Genomic DNA, 19591 nt, shown 5'->3' with positions numbered 1-19591 from the left:
GCGGTTCCGGCCGTACGTCCTCCGGGCCGCGGCCGGGACGGGGGCTGGGGCTGAGCTCTGTGGTCAGTGGCGTCCGCTGTCAGTGGTGACCCGCACAATGGACGCGGCAAGGCAGAGCGCGACGAAAGGGCGGTGCCCGATGCCCGTATGGGACGAGCTGGTGGGCCAGGACAAGGTGAGCGAGCAGCTCGCCGCCGCCGCGCGTGACGCCGACGCCCTGGTCACGGCGGTCGCCGGGGCCACTCCGCCGCCCGAGGCGTCCAGGATGACCCACGCCTGGCTGTTCACCGGGCCACCGGGTTCGGGCCGCTCCACCGCGGCGCGGGCCTTCGCCGCGGCGCTCCAGTGCGTGAGCCCCGACCGCGCGCTGGGCGGAGTCCCCGGCTGCGGCTTCTGCGACGGCTGTCACACCAGCCTGATCGGGACCCACGCCGACGTACAGATCGTCCGCACCGACCTCCTGTCCATCGGTGTGAAGGAGACCCGCGACCTGGTCCGCCGGGCCCAGCTGTCGCCCGCCGTCGGCCGCTGGCAGGTCATCGTCCTGGAGGACGCGGACCGCCTGACGGAGGGTGCGGGCAACGTGCTGCTGAAGGCCGTCGAGGAGCCGGCGCCGCGTACGGTCTGGCTGCTGTGCGCGCCCTCCATCGAGGACGTCCTGCCCACCATCCGCTCCCGCTGCCGCCTGCTGACCCTGCGCACGCCGCCGGTGGGAGCGGTCGCCGACATCCTCGTACGGCGTGACGGCATCGATCCCGATGTCGCCGCGGCCGCCGCGAACGCGACACAGGGGCACATCGGACGGGCCCGGCGCCTCGCCACGGATCCGCGTGCCCGCGAGCGGAGGGCCGCCGTCCTCAGGCTCCCGCTGCGGGTCGACGACGTCGGTGGTTGCCTCAGAGCGGCCCAGGAACTGGTCGACACCGCCTCGGACGACGCGAAGCAGCTCGCCGAGGAGGTCGACGTGAAGGAGACCGAGGAGCTGAAGACCGCCCTCGGCGCGGCCCAGGGAGGCCGCATGCCGCGCGGCACCGCGGGCGTCATGAAGGAGCTGGAGGACCGGCAGAAGCGCCGCAGGACGCGTACCCAGCGCGACAGTCTGGATCTCGCGCTCATCGACCTCACGGGCTTCTACCGCGACGTCCTCGCCCTTCAGTTCGGTTCCCGCCTTGCCATGGCCAACGCGGATGCCGCGGACGTGCTGGAGAGACTGGCCCGCGGCAGTTCGCCGGAGGCGACCCTGCGCCGGATCGACGCCATCGCGGCGTGCCGTGAGGCCCTCGACCGCAACGTGGCACCGCTGCTGGCGGTGGAGGCGATGACGATGGCGCTGCGCGCGGGCTGACGCGATCGCCGGGATGTGACCCCCGCGATGTTGCCGCGGGGATGTGATCGCCGCGACGCGATCGTGGGGACGTGGCCGTGCGCGCGGTGGGCGAGGTCACACGAGGTTGACGCTGTCACTCGTAAGAGGCGCGTCCGCCACTGAAGGTGATCAATCGATCGCGTGAGGTTACGCTCGCGGAATGTACTTCAGGCGCATCCTCAGGCCCCTGCGCAGGGGCGGCATGCTGCTGGCCGCCACGACGCTGCTCGTCTCCGCCTGCTCGGCGGAGAGATTCACCACGACGGCATCGGAGCCGACGAAGTCGGAGGCGGTGCTGGCCCCGCTGCCCCGCTCCACACCGGCGACGCTGACGCCGTACTACGAGCAGAAGCCGGCCTGGCGCTCCTGCGGTGCGCCCGGCTTCGAATGCACCACGATGAAGGTGCCGCTCGACTACGACGACGCGGCTTCGGGCGCCATCAAACTGGCCGTCGCCCGCAAGAAGGCCACGGGTCCCGGGCGGCGGATCGGCTCGCTGCTGGTCAACCCGGGCGGTCCGGGCGGCTCGGCGGTCGGATACCTGCAGGCGTACGCGGGGCTCGGCTACCCGGCGAAGATCCGCGCCCGCTACGACATGGTCGCGGTCGACCCGCGCGGAGTGGCCCGCAGCGAGCCGATCGAATGTCTCAGCGGCCCGGAGATGGACGCGTTCACGAAGACGGACATGACGCCCGACAACGTGCGGGAGACGGACGAACTGGTCGACGCGTACAAGAAGTTCGCCGAAGGGTGCGCCCGGCACTCGCCCAAGGTGCTGCGGCATGTCTCCACGGTCGAGGCGGCCCGTGACATGGACATCCTCCGTGCGGTACTGGGCGACCAGAAGCTGAACTATGTGGGAGCGTCGTACGGGACGTTCCTGGGCGCGACGTACGCGGGCCTGTATCCGCAACGGGTGGGCCGTATGGTCCTGGACGGCGCGCTGGACCCCTCGATCACCGCCCGCAGGCTCAACGAGGAGCAGACGGCGGGCTTCGAGACGGCCTTCAAGTCGTTCGCGAAGGACTGCGTCAGCCGCAGCGGCTGCCCGCTGGGCGGCCGGGGCACGAGCCCGGACCAGGTGGGCAGGAACCTCAGCGCCTTCTTCAAGAAGCTCGACGCGAACCCGATCCCCACGGGCGACGCGGACCGCAAGGAACTCACCGAGTCCCTCGCGACGACGGGCGTGATCGCGGCCATGTACGACGAGGGGGCCTGGCCCCAGCTGCGCGAGGCGCTCGGCGCGGCGATGAAGCACAAGGACGGGGCGGGCCTGCTCGCCCTCTCCGACAGCTACTACGAGCGTGACGCCAAGGGCCACTACACGAACCTGATGTACGCCAACGCGGCCGTGAACTGCCTCGACCTCCCGGCCGCCTTCTCCGGCCCCGACCAGTTGGAGAAGAGTCTCCCTGCCTTCGAGAAGGCGTCCCCCGTCTTCGGCGACGGCCTGGCCTGGGCCTCCCTGAACTGCGCGTACTGGCCGGTGAAAGCGACGGGTGAGCCCCACCGCATCGAGGCGAAGGGGGCGGGCCCGATCCTGGTGGTCGGCACCACGCGGGACCCGGCGACCCCCTACGCGTGGGCCGAGTCCCTCGCCGGTCAGCTCTCGTCCGCCACACTCCTGACGTACGTCGGCGACGGCCACACCGCCTACGGTCGCGGCAGTGTCTGCATCGACTCCGCGATCAACCGCTACCTCCTCGACGGCACCCCTCCGCCCAAGGGAAAGCGCTGCTCATAGGTGCCCCGCACGCCCCGGATCCGGGCCCTCCGGGGCGTGTACGGAGCACTCTCGGAAACTGTGTAGACTTACCGACGTTGCTGATCGCACCATGGTGTGACGGCGCGCCGCCTTAGCTCAGATGGCCAGAGCAACGCACTCGTAATGCGTAGGTCTCGGGTTCGAATCCCGAAGGCGGCTCTGTAGAAGCCCCAGGATTCTCACTCGCCGTGACCTGGGGCTTTTGCTTTGCCCGGCGGCGCTGGAGTGGTGGGCCCTGGGGAGCGGTCGACGCGCGGCCCCGGCCCTCCAGGAACAGGGTCGAGGCGTCCGGCGCTGGCGGAGATGGACCCCCGCGGGTCCGGTCGGGTGACGAGGGTGGACGGGATGGCCGCCCGGGTGGTCAACCGCGCGGCCAGGGGCGCCCGTCGAGTCGCTCGATGTCGCGGTTGAAGCGGCTGAGGTAGGCGGCGAACTCGGCCACGTCCTCGGCCGCCCAGTCGACCATGACCTTCTCCAGACCCTCCAGGTTCTCGGTCCGGTGGATGTCCAGACGGCGCTCGCCCTCGGCGGTGATGGCGAACTTGCGGGCCATGCCCCCCTCGGGGTCGGGCATGCGTTCGACGACCCCGGCCCGCACCATCGCGGCGGTCTGCCGGTTGAGGGTGGAGGCGTCCAGCCCGAAAGCCTCGCTGAACTCGCCGATCGACATCGGCCCCTGCGCCTGGATGCGGCTGAGCAGGACGTACGCACTGCGATCCAGCCGTTCCTCGCCGGCCCCGCGCGCTCGCGGGTTGAGCATGTGCATGTGCCGCCCGAGCAGCATGGTCTCGAACTCCAGCAGATCAAGTGGCTTGTCCACGCGAGGCATCCTTCAGTTTCCGGCTCGCTTCCCCTGTCAGGAGAACTACCTGCGGCTAGATATACCACCCATATGTGCATCATACACGCAGCATGTAGCGTGCACATGTCCGAGTGTCGAGGACCGAGCCTCGCGGCGGTCCGGCGGCGGCGTACGGCCGGCAGGGGGAGGCGTCCGTTGCCGGCGTCCGTCAAGAGTCGGTGGGAGTCGACGGGACACCGGGCGTGCTCCCGGGCCAGGGTTCCGGCGCCGAGTGGGTTCGCCCCTGATCGCGCGGCCGACCGGCCGTGGCGAGTCCCTGACCAGGCCGGTCGGCGAGTACGGCTGCTCGCCGGGGCCGGATCCCGTACGCCGTGGGAAGCCGCGAACGGCGTGAGGAACCGCATACGGGGAAAGGAAAGGCGGGCGTACCTCAGGGATACGCGCGGTGAACAGCTAGCATCGCGGGCAGTGTTGTCGGCCTGGGATGGAGTGGTGTCGTGCCGGAGGGTCCGCGGATCGCCGTTGCCGTCGTGACGATGGGGAATCGGCCCGTCGAGGTCGACGCGCTGCTCACCTCGGTGGCCAAACAGGACGTCGCGCCCGCCCGGATCGTGATCGTGGGGAACGGGTGCCCGCTGCCCGACTTCGCCGAGCGGCTCGGACTGCCCGGCGAGGTGACCACCATCGAGGTCGACGAGAATCTCGGCTGCCCGGGCGGACGGAACGTGGGCCTCGCCAGGCTCGCGGAGTTCGGGGACGTGGACGTCGTGGTCGAACTCGACGACGACGGACTGCTGGTCGACGCGGACGTGCTGCGCAAGGTCCGCGATCTGTACGCGGCCGATCCGCGCCTGGGCATCGTCGGCTTCCGGATCGCCGACGAGAACGGGGAGACCCAGCGCCGGCACGTGCCCCGGGTCGGCGCGAAGGACCCGATGCGGGGTGGTCCGGTCACCGGGTTCCTCGGCGGCGGGCACGCCCTGTCGATGCCGATGGTCGCCGAGATCGGTGACTGGCCCGCCGAGTTCTTCTTCGCCCACGAGGAGACCGACATGGCCTGGCGTGCCATCGACGCCGGGTGGACCGTGCTGTACGAGCCCGAACTGCTGCTCCAGCACCCGAAGACCTCACCCGCCCGGCACGCCATCTACTACCGGGTCACCGCCCGCAACCGGGTCTGGCTCACCCGCCGTCGGCTGCCCCTCGCGCTCATCCCCGTGCACCTGGGGATCTGGGTGCTGCTCACGCTCGCGCGGACGCGGTCCCTCGGCGGACTGCGGGCCTGGTTCGGCGGTTTCGCGGAAGGCCTGCGCGAGTCCGGCGGCCGGCGACAGCCGATGCGATGGCGGACGGTGTGGCGGCTCACGCGCCTCGGACGCCCGCCGGTCATCTGACGACGCCCATCATCTGACGACGCCCATCATCTGACGACGCCGGTCATCTGACGACGCCGGTCATCCGACGGTGTCGGTCATCCGACGACGTGGGTGATCAGACGGTGTTGGTCATCCGACGATGCCGGTCTCATCCGACGGCGCCCGTCATCCGGTCGCCCGGTGGGCGCCGGGAACGACGAAGGCCCCGGTCGTTCACCTCCGACGACCGGGGCCCTCTCTGTCCCCGGATCCGGCCACGGCGGCGACACTCCCCCGAGTTACGCGTAGTACGCGCGCACCGTCGGGCCAGATCCGATGCCCTGATCCCATCAGGCCGCGCCAACGGATCGCTAACATGTGGCCAACGGTTCCTCCGGGAACCGGCCAACGGTTCCGCCGGAACCGGGAGTCGGTCGGTGCGAAGTCGCCAGGGGCACGGCCGGACGGTCGCGTGGGAAGGCAGTGGGCGGGCTATGCGGTACGGGCTGCGGTTCGGGCTGCTGGGTCCACCGGTCCTGTACGACGCCGACGGCGAGGTCGGATCGATCCGCAGCGGCAAGATGCGCGCGCTGCTGGTGGCGCTGCTCCTGGAGCCCGGCCGGGTCGTCTCGGTCGACGTGCTGAAGGACGCGCTGTGGGGCGGGACACCGCCCGCGTCCGCGCAGGCCTCGCTGCAGAACCACGTCACCCGGCTGCGCCGGCTCCTCGACGATCCGGAGCGGCTACGGGCCGTGCCGCCCGGGTATCTCCTGCGCGTCGGCGAGGGCGAGTTGGACGTCCGCGTCTTCGAGTCCCACGTCACGGCCGCGCGTGCCGCGCATGCCGATCGGGACGGCGCACGGGCGCTGCGTGAGGCCTTGGCGGCGCTCGCGCTGTGGCGGGGCACCCCGCTCGGCGGAGTCCGGCCCGAGTTCGGCGGCCACGCCCTCGTCCAGCGGCTCGAGGAGGCGCGGCTGCTGCTCCTGGAATGGCGCTACGAGGCCGAGTTGTGGCTCGCGGGTCCGAACGCAGGCAGCGGCGGCGGAGGAGGAGCGGCGAGGTTTTCGAGGAGTGCGGAGGGTAGCGGGGGGACGCGCGGCTCGGGAGATCCCGCGATCTCCATCGGCACGGACGGCATCGAGAGCTCCACGAGCACGGATTGCTCCGGTGGCTCCGCGGGCGCGGACGGCTCCGGTGGCTCCGCGAGCTCCGCGGGCGCTGACGGCACCAGGAATGACCGGGGCTCCGCGGGCGCGGGTGGCTCCGGCCATGCCCGACTTGCCGCTCTCACACCCGAATTGGCCGCCCTGGTCGTGGAGCACCCCCTGCGCGAGGCCTTCCACCGGCTGCTGATGCTCGTGCTGCACCGCACCGGTCGCCAGGCGGAGGCCCTGGCCGTCCACCGCGATCTGCGGGCCCGCCTGGTGGAGGAGTTGGGGGTCGAGCCGGGGCCCGCGGTACGCGAGGCGCATCTGGAGATCCTGCGGGAGCGGGGGCCCGGCGGATCCGCACGATCAGCCGGAACGGTCGGGGTGGGCACGGCAGGCGCGTCCGGCGGACCCAGGAGAGCTGGCGGTTCGAGCAGGACGGGCGGTTCGAGCAGGGCGGCCGGATCGAGCAGGGCAGGCGGATCGGTCGGAGCGGACGGGGCCGGCGACGTCGGCCAGGACCCCCGTGCCGACGGAGGTGCACCGCCCGTCCCGGCGCAGCCGCCTTCGCCCCGTCCCGCCCAACTTCCCCCGCCCCCCGCCCACTTCACTGGACGAGGTGACGTACGCGACGAACTTGGCCTGGTCCTGGACACGGACCGGCGGCTGCGGCTGCCTTTTCCGGCCGTGGCCGTCATCAGCGGCATGGCCGGGGTGGGCAAGAGCGCGCTGGCGCTGCACGTGGCCCACGGGCTGCGGGAACGTTTCCCTGACGGCCAGTTGTACGTCAACCTGCACGGGGCCACCCCCGGAATGACCCCGCTCACGCCGGGTCAGGCGCTCGCGGCGCTGCTGCGCGACCTCGGGGTCGAGTCACGTCGTATCCCCGAACCCCCCGACGCGGCGGCCGCGTTGCTCCGGTCGACACTCGCCCCGACGCGCACCCTGATGGTGCTGGACGACGCCGCGCACGCCGCTCAGGTGCGGCCCCTGCTGCCGGCGGGCGCCGGGTGCGCGGTGATCGTGACGAGCAGGTCGCCGCTCACCGCGCTGGACGGCGCGCACCGATTCCCGCTCGCCCCGCTCTCGGACGAGGACAGCGCGGCGCTGCTCCGCGCGGTCTCCGGGCGCCGCGACGGTCTCGACGGCGGGCACCCGCTCGTCGAACTCACCGGGCGGCTTCCGCTCGCCCTGCGCGTCGTCGCGGCCCGCCTCGCCGCGCGCCGCGCGCTCACCCCGGACGCGTTGGCCGATCAACTGACGGACACGGAAGGCCGTTTGCGTCATCTGGAGTACGACGACCTGAGCGTCCGCAGGTCCCTGGCGGTGGCGCATGACGCGTTGCGGGCCTCGGACCGTGAGCCCGACCGGGACGCGGCGCGCGCGCTGTGCAGCATCGGGGCGCTCGACCTGCCGGTCTACGGTGCACCCCTGCTGGCCCGGCTCTCCGGCATCACCGAACACCGCGCCGAGGCCGCGCTCGACCGCCTCGTCGACGTCGCCCTCCTGGAGGAGACGGCGTACGCCCGCTACGCACCCCACGACCTCGTCCGCGACTTCGCCCGGGAGATCGCCGGAACGACGGGAACGACGGGCCCAAGAGAGGCAACGGCGGCTGCGGAGGCAACAGCGGCTGCGGGGACGGCGACCGCTCCCGGATCGCCCGGCTGGACCGGCTCGACCGAATCCACGGACGCGCCCGACGCAGCGGCCGGCGCGGACAGGGCCGACGGAGCAGACGGAACGGATGTCCCAGGTGGACCAGTTGGACCAGTTGGACCAGTTGGACCAGTTGGACCAGGTGGAGCAGACAGAGCGGACAGAACGGAGAGGGCGGGCGCCGCAGCCGGGGTGACCACGAACCCGTGTGTCTCCGAGCGTGCCCTGCGCTGGTACGCCGGGGTGGCCGCCCGCTCGCTCGAAGTGATCGTCGAGGCGGGGCTCGACCGTGCGGACCGCAGCCGGCCGACGGCCACGCAGCCGGCCGCGCACGCGGCGGACGCCGCCGCCACACCGCCGTTCCGCTCCGCCAGGGACGCCTTCGCCTGGGGCGATCTGGAGCTGGAGAACGTGATGACGCTGGTGGAGCGGTACGCGGAGGAGTCCGCGTACGTTCCGGTGCTGGTGCGGCTGCTCAACCCCTACCTCCAGCGCAGCGGCCGGGTCCCCGAGTCGGAGGTGCTCCTGCGGACGGCGCTGGGCGCGGCGCGGCGACTCGGGGACGAGGCGGCCCAGGCGTACGCGCTCGGGGACCTCGCGGGGCTGCACTTCATGACGGGCCGGGCGGGCGAGGCGCTCACGCTGAACGACGAGGCGCTGGCGATCTGGCGGCGGCTCGGGGTGCTGTCGTGGGTGCGGCGCGGCCTGAACAACCGCGGCATGCTCCTGGAGGGGCTCGGGCGGTACGAGGAGTCCGGTGAGGCCCTGCTGCTGAGCCTCGAACTCTCCCGGGAACTGGGCGACCCGCACACGGAGGCCATCACCTACAGCCACCTCGGCAACCTGTACGAGCACACCGACGCCCGCGCCGCCATCGACCACCACAAGCGCAGCCTCGCCATCGGCGACGCGATGGACGACGTGATCATCCGGCACTCCGCCCACTGCAACATCGGCTACGCGCACCTCACCCTCGGGGAACCGGCCGCCGCGGTACCGCACTTCGAGGAGAGTCTGCGCATCCTCGGTGGACACGACGACTGGCACGGGGAGTCGCAGACCCGGCTCGGGCTGGTGCGCGCGCTGCGCGGGGTGGGGCACTGTGAGCGCGCCGCGCTGGAGTGCGAGCTGCTGCTGTGCCGCGCCGACCGGCGCGCCGACCAGTTCACCGCCGGGCTGGCCCGGCATCAGCGGGGCCTGCTGCTGCGCACCCGGGGGGACGTCGAGGGGGCGTACGAGCAGTGGAGGACGGCGCTCGCGGCGCTCGACGGGCGGGACACCTCGGTGGTGGGGCAGCTGCGGGAACTTCTGCGGGGAACCTAGCTACTTCGCGTCCGCGTAGCACTCCACCACCGCCGTCGTGAACGGGAAACGGACCGGTGTCTCGCCGAAGGTCAGCCTGCCCGCCAGCTCCGCGGCCTCCCGGACGGCCGCCACGACCACGTCCGCCTCCTCGGCCGGGCAGTGCACGATCACCTCGTCGTGCTGGAAGAAGACCAGCTCGGCGGCGAGATCGGCACAGGTGCGGCGGAGTGCCGCGAGCAGCAGCAGCGCCCAGTCGGCCGCGCTGCCCTGGACGACGAAGTTGCGTGCGAAACGGCCGCGGGCCCGGGAGTTGGAGGAGGCGTACCCGGGCACCCAGCCCTGGTCGCCGGACGCCTCGGCGGGCTCGTCCTGGGGGAGGCCGGCCTCCTCCGACGCCCTGTCGGCGGCACCGGCGGCCGGGGGGCTGGTCCGGCCCAGCCATGTCCGTACGAGCCGGCCCTCCTCGCCCGCGCGGGCGGCGTCGTCCACGTACGCCACGGCCTTGGGGTAGCGGCGGCGCAGTGCGGCCAGGTTCTTCAGGCCGTCCCCCGATGTCTGTCCGTACACCGCGCCGAGGACGGCGAGCTTGGCCTGGGCGCGGTCGCCCGCGAAGGCCCGGTCCGACACCGCCTGGTAGAGGTCGCCCTCGCGGCCGGCGACCTCCATCAGGCCGGGGTCGCGGGAGATCGCGGCCAGTACCCGTGGCTCCATCTGGTCGGCGTCGGCCACCACGAGCCGCCAGCCGGGGTCGGCGACGACGGCGCGGCGGATGACCTTGGGGATCTGGAGCGCGCCCCCGCCGTTGGTCACCCAGCGTCCGGTGACCGTGCCGCCCGGGAGGTACTCGGGCCGGAACCGGCCGTCGCGCACCCAGTCCTGCAGCCAGGACCAGCCGTGGGCGACCCAGATCCGGTACAGCTTCTTGTAGGCGAGCAGGGGTTCCACGGCGGGGTGGTCGATGGATTCGAGCTCCCATCGCCGGGTGGACGCGACCTTGATCCCGGCCTGCGCGAAGGCTTTGACGACGTCGGCGGGCAGATCGGGTCTGACCCGTCTGCCGAAGGCCGCCGAGACCTCCTCCGCGAGCTCGGCGAGACGGCGGGGCTCGCCGCCGCCCGCGTACCGCTCGCCGAGCATGTCGTTCAGCAGCTCTCGGTGGACGTCCGCGCGCCACGGCAGTCCCGTCGCGTTCATCTCGGCCGCCACCAGCATGCCCGCCGACTCGGCGGTGGTGAGCAGGTGCATGCGTTCGGGGTGGGCGGTGGCCGCGTGGCGGCGCCGCTGGTCCGCGTACACCGCGATGACGTCCTCCAGGGGGAGGTGGACCGGGCGCGGCTCGAAGAGGGACGACTGCGAGCCGGGCTCGGCGGAGCGCTGCGGGGGGTCCGCCGGCACGGGCCCGCCGCGCAGCCTGGCCAGCGCGGCGGCGGCCGAGCGGGGTTCGCCGAGCCTGCCCTCGTGGCCGAGCAGCAGGTTCTCGGCGGCCTCGATGTCGTAGCACCGCTCCACACGCACCCCGGCGGCGAGCAGGCGCGGGTGGACGCCGGCCGTGGACCGCCAGACCCACCGGACCACGTCGGGCCGGGCCCGTACGGCCTCGACGAGATCGGCCTCCCTGCGCACGGGCCCGGCGGGCAGCCCGTCGGGTCCGAGGGGGGCAAGCTCCGCGCCGCCGTCCTCGGCCGGTCCGACAGCCCACCGGTCGCTCATGATGCCGAGTGTCGCAGGAGGGTCTGACAACGCCGCCGCGACGACACGGCTGGTCGGGGCGGCGCGGCGGTGTCGGCCGGCGGTCATGGCGTCCCGGCGGTGTCGGCCGGCGGACACGGCGTCCCGGCGGCGCGGCCGGGTACGGCGCCGTGACGCGTCGGCCGGTCACGGCGCTTTGGTGAGGTCCTCCAGCGCGCGGGCGATGTGGGCCTCGGTCGCCTGCTTGGTGATGCCGACGCCGCTCAGCACGCCCTGGCCGTTCTCGTGCTCCAGGAGGGCCAGGAGGATGTGCTCGGTGCCGATGTAGTTGTGGCCGAGGCGGAGGGCCTCGCGGAAGGTGAGCTCCAGCGCCTTCTTGGCGGCGGGGCCGTAGGGGACGAGTTCCGGTACCTCGGCGGCGGCCGGCGGGAGTGCCGCGGTCGCCGCCTCGCGCAGCGCCTCCAGGGTCACCCCCTGCGCGGTGATCGCGAGCGCGGCGAGGCCCTCCGGCTCGGCGAGCAGACCGAGGACCAGGTGTTCGGGCAGGCCCTCGGCGCTCCCCGAGGTCTTGGCCTCGGCGTGCGCGGCCATGACCACGTGCCGGGCACGCGGTGTGTAGCGGCCGAAGCCCTGGCTGGGGTCGAGGTCCGACTCGGCCTTCGGGACGAACCGCTTCTGCGCCGCCTGCCGGGTGACCCCCATGCTCCGGCCGATGTCCGTCCAGGACGCGCCCGAACGCCGGGCCTGGTCCACGAAGTGCCCGATCAGGTGGTCGGCGACGTCGCCGAGGTGGTCCGCGGCGATCACCGCGTCCTGGAGCTGGTCGAGCGCGTCGGTGTGCACCTTCTTGATGGCCTCGATGAGGTCGTCGAGACGTACGGATGGCGTGCCGAGTGGGTTCGTCGTCATGTGTCAACCGTAAGTTGACAGTGAGGAGCTGTCAACTCGAAGTTGACACCTCTCGACACCTGTCCGCTACGGGACCTGCGGCGCGGGTGGCGTGGCCGGGGTGGGTGGCACGGGCGGCGCGGGCGGCACGGGTGGTGCGCGACAAAACGCCGGGAGGGTCCGTGAGGAATCGGCGGCGAAAAACTGTCCACAGGGTGTGGATAGTTTTTCCGTACGGCGGAGGCCTCGGCGGTACCTGCCCTCAAGGCGGCCCCGGAGCGCGTGGCACGATCGGAGGATGAGCAGCAGTACGACGCCCAGCACCGTGGAGCGCGCCTTCGGGGCCGCCCTCTACGCCCACACCGACGCGGCCCTCGACACGGGCGCCTCGCTGCTCGCCGCCGACCCCGCGTCGGACGCCGAACTCGCCCGGCGCGGCGCGGAGTTCGTCGCCGCCGCCTGGCGCCGCGGCTGGCAGCCCGCCGACGTCGTACGGATCGTGCGGCGCGAGCTGGACGACGTACACGTACGCCTGGTGTCGGCCCTGATCCTGCGGGAGGACCGGACATCCCGGGGCCCGCGCTGGGCGGCCCAGCTCGACGAACTGGACGCGGACGCCGAGCCGCCGCGTACCGACCGCTTCACACACGCCGGGACCGTCCTGGAGCTCTACCGGCTGCTGCTGCGGCTGCCCGCCATCGAGCCGCTGGACCCGCCCCGGCAGGACGCGCCGCAGGACTCCCGGATGCTCACCCGTATCCGCGCCCTGCTCGCCAAGGCCGAGGCGACCGGCTTCCCGGAGGAGGCGGAGGCGCTGAGCGCCAAGGCGCAGGAGCTCATGGCGCGGCACAGCATCGACGAGGCGCTGCTCGCGGCCCGTACGCACGCCAAGGACGCACCCGGCGCCTGCCGCATCGGCGTGGAGCCCCCGTACGAGACGGCCAAGGCGGTCCTGCTCGACGCGGTGGCCGGCGCGAACCGCTGCCGCGCCGTGTGGAACGAGCCCCTCGCCTTCTCGACCGTCGTCGGCTTCGAACCCGACCTGGAGGCGGTCGAACTCCTCTACACCTCGCTGCTCGTGCAGGCCACCGCCGCGATGACGAAGGCGGAGGCGGCTCAGCGGGCGGGCGGGCGGAAACGTACGAAGACCTTCCGGCAGTCGTTCCTCGCGGCGTACGCCCATCGCATCGGGGACCGGCTCGCGACGGCCGCCGAAGGGCAGGTGGCGTCGGCGGAGGGGGAGTTGCTGCCTGTCCTGGCGGCCCGCGAGGTGGCGGTCACCGACCATATGGAACAGATGTTCCCGGACACCGTCACCACCCGGCTGCGCGGGGTGGACGACGCGGCCGGGTGGCGGGAAGGGGCCGCCGCGGCCGACCGGGCCCAGGTCAGGACCCGGCCGCCGCTGCGATGAGGCGACGGGCGATGTGCCCGGCGAGCGGCTGATCGGTCAGTCGCCGGCCGCCTGGAAGGTGCTCACGGAGGCGTTCAGGTCGTCCGGGCCGGTCTTGCCCGCGAGCGGGCCGTACGACCACTTGAAGCGCTGGGCGTCCTTGGCGCCGGGCAGCGTGATCTTCAGCGAGGTCGCGTCGAGGCTCTTCGCGTCGCCCGCGGTGCCCCGCACGTAGGTGATCGTGAAGGAGGCGGTGGCGTCCTTCACCAGCGTCAGCTTCTGGGGCTTCGCCGACTTGTCCGCGAAGACCTCCGTGCCCTGGGCGCTGTCGTGCACCTCGATGCCGGGGAAGCCGTCGAGGGTGCACTTGTCGCCGTGGTTGGTGAGCGTGACCGGCACGTTGCCGGTGTCCCCGGCGGCCGGGGCGGTGTTGGCGGGGCCGACCTCGAAGTCGATGTGGTCGATCGCGCAGGCGGTGGAGGAGGCCGAGGTCGCCGGGGAGCCGCCGGAGTCCTTCTTGTCGGCGCTGCCGCTGTCGCAGGCGGTCAGCATGAGGGCCGCGGCGGCGGCGGTGACGGCGATCGGAAGGGCGCGCATGGGTTTCCCCCTGGGTTCGTGACGGTGCACACCGATCATCACGCAGACCGGGGGGTGAGTGTCGCGCGACCCCCCGCTCCGGCGCGTCGTCCGGGCGGCCGCCGGCCGGGGAACCACCTGAACGTCGGGCGGGGCGAGTCGGCGGGCGCCCGGTCCGGGGCCGTGGAACACCGGGCGATCCACGGGCCGTTCGGGGGCAGGTCCCGCGAGTGCGCAGACGGGAGCGGTGGGCGGGGGTTCAGGAGCCGAGGCTCGCCGTCGGCAGCCCCGACGGCAGCTTGCCGCCCTGGGCCCTGGTGTAGGACTCCTTGCCGAGATCGCCCGACCAGGTGACCTTCAGCGTCGTGCCGTTGACGGAGTCGACCATGCCCGTGGTGCGCTGCTTGTTCCCGTCCGTGCAGGTGAGGTGGATCATGCGCATGCCCGCCTCCTCGCCGGCCGTACCGCTGCACACGGTGCCGCCCGTCGCGAACAGTCCGGCCTGCTTCCCGGTGATCACCAACGCCACCGCCTTGCCGTCCGTGGTGGCCAGCCAACTGCCCTCCAGTCCGGTTCCGGCGGTGGGCGAGGTGCTCGCATCCCCGCCCGTGCCGCCGGTCCCGGACCCGCCGGAGGCCGCGGTCCTGTCGGCGGAGCCCGAACTGGAGGCGCCGGAGCCGGAGTCGTCGCTGCTGCAGCCGGTCAGCGCGAGCGCGCCCGCCAGACCCGCGGCCACGAGCAGGGCGGTGGCCGCGGTGCGAACCCGCCGACGCGGGAGGACCGCCGAAGTCGCCGATGTCACAGAAGCCCCCAAGGGTGGTGGTGTCGCCGGGTCGCCGGAACGACCGCAGCAAGCTACCAGGAGCATGCGTGAAGGCCCCGGGCGAGTCGTGCGGAGATCGTACGGATGTCCTGAGGGGCCCGTCGGCACGAGTCGCGCCGACGATCACGACGGCCGGACGGCGTTCGTGATGTCCGTGATGTTCGCGGTCCTCGCGGTCCTCGCGGTCCTCGCGGTGTTCGCGGTGTTCGCGACGGTGGCGCCCGCCGATCCGCCGGGCGCGTCCGCGGACCGGGCGGTCCGATGGCCTGGAAGTGGCTTCGGCGCGGCCGTGATCCGGTCCCGTGGGGCCGGTCCGTGGCCGGCCGCTCCGGGACACGGGGGCCGTGTCCCACCCCACCCCGACGTGCCGGATCGCGCCGGGACCCCGTACGGCGAACGGGGCGGCCCGCCTCGACCGGCAGGGCGCCGACCTGCCGTGGAGGTTCCCCCGCCGGGGCGGGGGGATCCGCGGCGCCGGGGGCGGCCGTGCGACTGTAGGGGCGGCAGGGACTACTGGTGTGTGCGAGCGGGAACGCGGGGGAGAGCGTGCCGCCGCGGTACCGCGACTCCGGCCGCCGACCGGATCATGGGCCGGACGTTGAAAACCGGACGTTGAAGCCGGACGTTGAAACTCGAAAGGCTTGCCGTGCGTCTGTTCCTGGTACACAGGGATTCGACCCGGACGAACCCGTACGGATGCCTGGGCGGACGAGCATGCACGGGGGCTGGGAGTCGCGTGCCGTGCGACTTTCGGGGCAGGCGACGGGCTGTCGGCGGCCCGGTGGGCAGCAGGCCGTAGTGAGGCGGACAGCGGGCTGTAGTCAAAGGCCGGTAAAAGCTGTAACCGTGGGACCACCCCCCGTGCACGTGCATCTGCTCATGCATCTGCACATGAACAGAGCTATGATCCGGGGCAGTTGGCCACTGCATCAATGGCCACATCGGCCACTGCACGACCGGGGAGCGACCTGTGGACCACGACGTGTGCGACGTGGATGACGTGTACAACGGCATGGCTGCGACAGAGCTGACCGGGGTGGCCTGGCAGAAGAGCAGGCACAGCAACTCGCAGGGATCCTGCGTGGAGTTCGCGAGGCTGCCGGGGGGTGACGTGGCCGTGCGGAACTCGCGGTTCCCCGAGGGGCCGGCGCTCGTCTACACCCGCGCCGAGATCGAGGCGATGCTCCTGGGCATCAAGGACGGCGAGTTCGACCACCTGATCGCGGGCTGAGGGCGGGATCCCGGCGGACCCGTGGCCACTCACCGTTCCGTGAACGCGGCGTGTTCGTCACATCGCGTTGCGTAACGCGCGTAGAACCGCGGCGCCGAAAGGCGCCGCGGTTCTTCATTCGGCCGGGCCGGTGGCGGCGGTGTGCGGCGGGAGCCGGAACAGCGCCCATACGACCTTGCCGCTGAGGGTGCCCGCGAGGGGGTGCCAGCCCCAGCTGTCGGCGAACGAGTCGACCAGGAACAGGCCCCGGCCCGACTCCGCCGAGAAGTCGTCCGAGTCGCCGGCCACAGGACTGTCGTGACTGGGATCGCGCACCGCGCACACCAGACGTGAGGTCCACCGCATCAAGTGCAGCCGCACGGGCGCGCCTTGGTCGTCCGCGCGGGGTGTGTCCGAGGGCAGAGCGTGCCGCAGGGCGTTGGTCACCAGTTCGGAGACCACCAGACACGCATCGTCGAAACGGTCGCCGATGTCCCACTGGTCCAGCGTTCTTCGGGTGAACTGCCGTGCGTCGCGCACCGCTTCGTAGCGTGCGGGCAGAGCGCAGGAAGCGGCGTCGGACACGGCCGCGGGATCGAGCGGCGGAAGTCCCTGCCGTAAGGGCTCGAGCATGGTCGATCCATTCGTCCCCATGCGAGGCACTCCCGGGTGTTCGCGGTCGTTGCGATGCAGCGGTGGCGCGGGGACCATGGTTCCGAATGCGTACAGCAGATGCAAGGGCAGATGCACGTGCACGCGCCCGAATTGAGGGATCTTGTGCCTGTTTCCGGCTACTTCTTCTGGCACCTTCTTCCCTCTTATTGACCCTCGCGTGATCCTTCGTTGCGCGACGCCTTCGTAAGCTTTCCGTTTCTGTAATCGAACGAGTACTGCTTGAAGTGTTTTAGTGGCAGACTTCGGCGTCTGAAGACGGTTGGGGAGGCGGACGAACGTGAGCGCTGGTGAGTCGAGCGGCTCTGTGGTGCGGCGCATGCTGCTCGGGTCACATCTGCGGCGCCTGCGGGAGGCGCGCGGAATCACCAGGGAAGCGGCCGGCTACTCGATCCGTGCCTCCGAATCGAAGATCAGCCGCATGGAGTTGGGACGGGTGAGCTTCAAGACGCGCGACGTCGAGGACCTGCTGACGCTGTACGGCATCACGGACGAGGCCGAGCGCACCTCCCTGGTGTCCCTCGCCAAGGAGGCCAACGTCGCGGGCTGGTGGCACAGTTACTCGGACGTGCTGCCCAGCTGGTTCCCGACCTACGTCGGCCTGGAGGGCGCGGCCCATCTGATCCGGTCGTACGAAGTCCAGTTCGTGCACGGCCTGTTGCAGACCGAGTCCTACGCCCACGCCGTCGTCGCGCGCGGCATGAAGGGCGCGAGCGCGGCCGACATCGAACGCCGGGTGGCGCTGCGCCTGGAGCGGCAGAAGTACCTCGTCTCCGAGAAGGCCCCCGAGTTCCACATCGTCCTCGACGAGGCCGCGCTGCGCCGTCCCTACGGTGACCGCGGGGTGATGCGCGAGCAGCTCCAGCACCTGATCGAGGTGTCGGAGCGTCCCAACGTGCGCCTCCAGGTCATGCCGTTCAGCTTCGGCGGCCACTCGGGCGAGAGCGGCTCCTTCACGATCCTGAGCTTCCCCGAGTCCGACCTGTCGGACGTCGTCTACCTGGAGCAGCTCACCAGCGCGCTCTACCTGGACAAACGCGAGGACGTCACCCAGTACGAGAGTGCGCTGAAGCAGTTGCAGCAGGACAGCCCCGGGCCGTCCGAGAGCCGCGATCTGCTCCGTGGGCTGCTCCAGCTCTCCTGACGTCCGTCCCGGGGCCGCCCGGACTCTTCGACTCCGCGCCGGGAAGTCTTCACGTACTGTCCCGAGGGGCACTCCAACTCCCTTTGACCACAAGTACGATGACGTCTGATCAGACGTTGATCGGATGTCTGCTGACTCAGACTCGATATGTCTGCCTCGGCAGCAAGGGGATCGAGGGAGCACATGTCGTCCTACTTCACCGACCTGGCCCGGCAGTACATCGGCGGGGAGTGGCGCCCGGGCACCGGTTCCTGGGACATCATCGACTTCAACCCGTACGACGGGGAGAAGCTGGCGTCCATCACCATAGCCACGGTCGACGAGGTCGACGAGGCCTACCGTGCGGCCGAGCGCGCCCAGAAGGAATGGGCCGCGGTCAACCCGTACGCGCGCCGCGCGGTCTTCGAGAAGGCCCTGCGTCTCGTCGAGGAGCGCGAGGCGGAGATCACCGAGGTGATCATCGCCGAACTGGGCGGCACCCACCTCAAGGCCGGTTTCGAGCTCCACCTCGCCAAGGAGTTCCTGCGCGAGTCGATCCAGCTGGCGCTGCGGCCCGAGGGCAGGATCCTTCCCTCGCCGATCGACGGCAAGGAGAACCGCGTCTACCGCGTACCCGTCGGTGTCGTCGGCGTGATCAGCCCCTTCAACTTCCCCTTCCTGCTCTCCCTGAAGTCCGTCGCGCCGGCCCTGGCCCTGGGCAACGGCGTGGTCCTGAAGCCGCACCAGAACACCCCGATCGTCGGTGGCTCACTGGTCGCCAAGATCTTCGAGGACGCGGGGCTCCCCGGCGGCCTGCTCAACGTCGTGATCACCGACATAGCGGAGATCGGCGACGCCTTCATCGAGCACCCCGTCCCGAAGGTCATCTCCTTCACCGGCTCCGACAAGGTCGGCCGGCACGTCGCCACCGTCTGCGCCTCGCACTTCAAGAGCGCGGTCCTCGAACTCGGCGGCAACAGCGCGCTGGTGGTCCTGGACGACGCCGACATCGACTACGCCGTGGACGCGGCGGTCTTCAGCCGGTACGTCCACCAGGGTCAGGTGTGCATGGCCGCCAACCGCGTACTGGTGGACCGCTCGATCGCGGACGAGTTCACCGAGAAGTTCGTCGCCAAGGTCAGGACGCTCAAGGTGGGCGACCCGAGCGACCCGCGGACGATCATCGGCCCGGTCATCAACTCCTCCCAGGCCGACGCGATCACGGGCGCCGTCGACCAGGCGGTCGCCGAGGGTGCCACCGCGCTCGTGCGCGGCACCACCACCGACAACCTGGTCGGGCCGACCGTCCTGACGGACGTGCCGGCCGACTCCGGCATCCTCCGGCAGGAGATCTTCGGCCCGGTCGCGCTCCTCGTCCTCTTCGACGGCGAGGAGGAGGCCGTACGCATCGCCAACGACACCCCGTACGGACTGAGCGGCGCCGTCCACACCGCCGACGTCGAGCGCGGAGTGGCCTTCGCCAAGCGGATCGACACCGGCATGTTCCACGTCAACGACGGCACCGTGCACGACGAGCCCCCGGTCGCCTTCGGCGGCGAGAAGCACTCCGGCATCGGCCGTCTCAACGGCGAGGCGACGGTCGAGGCGTTCACCACCCAGAAGTGGATCTCGGTGCAGCACGGACGGAGCTTCTTCCCGTTCTAGGGCGTGGGCGAGAGTCCTGTGGCCCGCCCGGAAGGGGGGCGGGGCACTCGCCGCAGGCGCGGTGCCGCGGCGCCGGGAATCGCCGCGTCGTCCCGGGCCCTTGCGGACAGAAGCTGACCGCAAGGGCCCGTAGCTTCGTCGGTGTCAGGCAG

Annotated in this window: 14 protein-coding genes and 1 tRNA gene; 9 read left to right on the top strand and 6 right to left on the bottom strand. The window is 71.7% G+C overall.

The annotated features are described in order from the left end of the window. The first annotated feature begins 139 nt into the window (after positions 1 to 139). The 3 genes from GFH48_RS18565 (at position 140) to GFH48_RS18555 (ending at position 3290) form a co-directional block, all read left to right on the top strand. Positions 140 to 1345, top strand: coding sequence for a DNA polymerase III subunit delta' (locus tag GFH48_RS18565; RefSeq protein WP_153289327.1), 1206 nt, complete (start codon positions 140 to 142; stop codon positions 1343 to 1345). A gap of 181 nt (positions 1346 to 1526) precedes the next feature. Continuing rightward, positions 1527 to 3110 (top strand): alpha/beta hydrolase, encoded by a 1584-nt coding sequence (locus tag GFH48_RS18560; protein ID WP_153289326.1) that lies wholly within the window; start codon positions 1527 to 1529, stop codon positions 3108 to 3110. Between the two features lie 106 nt (positions 3111 to 3216). Next, a tRNA-Thr gene (locus GFH48_RS18555) sits at positions 3217 to 3290 on the top strand. A gap of 202 nt (positions 3291 to 3492) precedes the next feature. Here GFH48_RS18555 and GFH48_RS18550 read toward each other — a convergent pair. Beyond that, the gene (locus GFH48_RS18550) at positions 3493 to 3951 is read right to left on the bottom strand and encodes a MarR family winged helix-turn-helix transcriptional regulator (RefSeq protein ID WP_194280613.1); all 459 of its coding nucleotides are present in this window, start codon (positions 3949 to 3951) and stop codon (positions 3493 to 3495) included. A 479-nt stretch (positions 3952 to 4430) separates the two neighbouring features. On the opposite strand from GFH48_RS18550, the gene GFH48_RS18545 reads away from it, so the two are divergent. Next, on the top strand, positions 4431 to 5327 hold the full coding sequence (locus tag GFH48_RS18545) for a glycosyltransferase family 2 protein (RefSeq protein WP_228120677.1): 897 nt from the start codon (positions 4431 to 4433) through the stop codon (positions 5325 to 5327). Positions 5328 to 5782: 455 nt separating this feature from the next. Further along, on the top strand, positions 5783 to 9418 hold the full coding sequence (locus GFH48_RS18535) for an AfsR/SARP family transcriptional regulator (RefSeq protein ID WP_228120675.1): 3636 nt from the start codon (positions 5783 to 5785) through the stop codon (positions 9416 to 9418). Here GFH48_RS18535 and GFH48_RS18530 read toward each other — a convergent pair whose 3' ends face one another. Together GFH48_RS18530 and GFH48_RS18525 are read right to left on the bottom strand one after the other, a co-directional pair. Further along, complete coding sequence (locus tag GFH48_RS18530; protein ID WP_153289324.1) at positions 9419 to 11110, bottom strand: bifunctional 3'-5' exonuclease/DNA polymerase; 1692 nt, start codon at positions 11108 to 11110, stop codon at positions 9419 to 9421. A gap of 165 nt (positions 11111 to 11275) precedes the next feature. Beyond that, the gene (locus tag GFH48_RS18525; RefSeq protein WP_153289323.1) at positions 11276 to 11998 is read right to left on the bottom strand and encodes a Clp protease N-terminal domain-containing protein; all 723 of its coding nucleotides are present in this window, start codon (positions 11996 to 11998) and stop codon (positions 11276 to 11278) included. A 277-nt stretch (positions 11999 to 12275) separates the two neighbouring features. Here GFH48_RS18525 and GFH48_RS18520 point away from each other — a divergent pair, with 277 nt between their 5' ends. Continuing rightward, positions 12276 to 13391: a DUF2786 domain-containing protein gene (locus tag GFH48_RS18520; protein ID WP_153289322.1), complete on the top strand. Its 1116-nt coding sequence runs from the start codon at positions 12276 to 12278 to the stop codon at positions 13389 to 13391. A 36-nt stretch (positions 13392 to 13427) separates the two neighbouring features. On the opposite strand, the gene GFH48_RS18515 is transcribed toward GFH48_RS18520, so the two are convergent. Further along, positions 13428 to 13967 carry a DUF4232 domain-containing protein gene (locus GFH48_RS18515; RefSeq protein ID WP_153289321.1) on the bottom strand — a complete coding sequence of 180 codons (540 nt, stop codon included), beginning with the start codon at positions 13965 to 13967 and terminating at the stop codon, positions 13428 to 13430. A 238-nt stretch (positions 13968 to 14205) separates the two neighbouring features. After that, positions 14206 to 14748, bottom strand: coding sequence for a hypothetical protein (locus GFH48_RS18510; protein ID WP_228120674.1), 543 nt, complete (start codon positions 14746 to 14748; stop codon positions 14206 to 14208). Between the two features lie 991 nt (positions 14749 to 15739). On the opposite strand from GFH48_RS18510, the gene GFH48_RS18505 reads away from it, so the two are divergent. Continuing rightward, positions 15740 to 16000 (top strand): DUF397 domain-containing protein, encoded by a 261-nt coding sequence (locus GFH48_RS18505; protein ID WP_153289320.1) that lies wholly within the window; start codon positions 15740 to 15742, stop codon positions 15998 to 16000. A gap of 114 nt (positions 16001 to 16114) precedes the next feature. Here the strand turns inward: GFH48_RS18505 and GFH48_RS18500 are convergent, their stop codons facing one another. Then, the gene (locus GFH48_RS18500) at positions 16115 to 16633 is read right to left on the bottom strand and encodes an ATP-binding protein (protein ID WP_194280612.1); all 519 of its coding nucleotides are present in this window, start codon (positions 16631 to 16633) and stop codon (positions 16115 to 16117) included. Positions 16634 to 16970: 337 nt separating this feature from the next. On the opposite strand from GFH48_RS18500, the gene GFH48_RS18495 reads away from it, so the two are divergent. Together GFH48_RS18495 and GFH48_RS18490 are read left to right on the top strand one after the other, a co-directional pair. Next, a complete protein-coding gene (locus GFH48_RS18495) occupies positions 16971 to 17795 on the top strand; it encodes a helix-turn-helix domain-containing protein (RefSeq protein ID WP_153292984.1) in 825 nt (274 codons plus the stop codon). 183 nt (positions 17796 to 17978) lie between these two features. Further along, the gene (locus GFH48_RS18490) at positions 17979 to 19439 is read left to right on the top strand and encodes an aldehyde dehydrogenase family protein (protein WP_153289318.1); all 1461 of its coding nucleotides are present in this window, start codon (positions 17979 to 17981) and stop codon (positions 19437 to 19439) included. The last annotated feature ends 152 nt before the right edge of the window (positions 19440 to 19591 follow it).

The sequence above is a fragment of the Streptomyces fagopyri genome (assembly GCF_009498275.1).
GTDB lineage: Bacteria > Actinomycetota > Actinomycetes > Streptomycetales > Streptomycetaceae > Streptomyces > Streptomyces fagopyri.
This window is presented reverse-complemented; position numbering and strand designations above follow the sequence as displayed.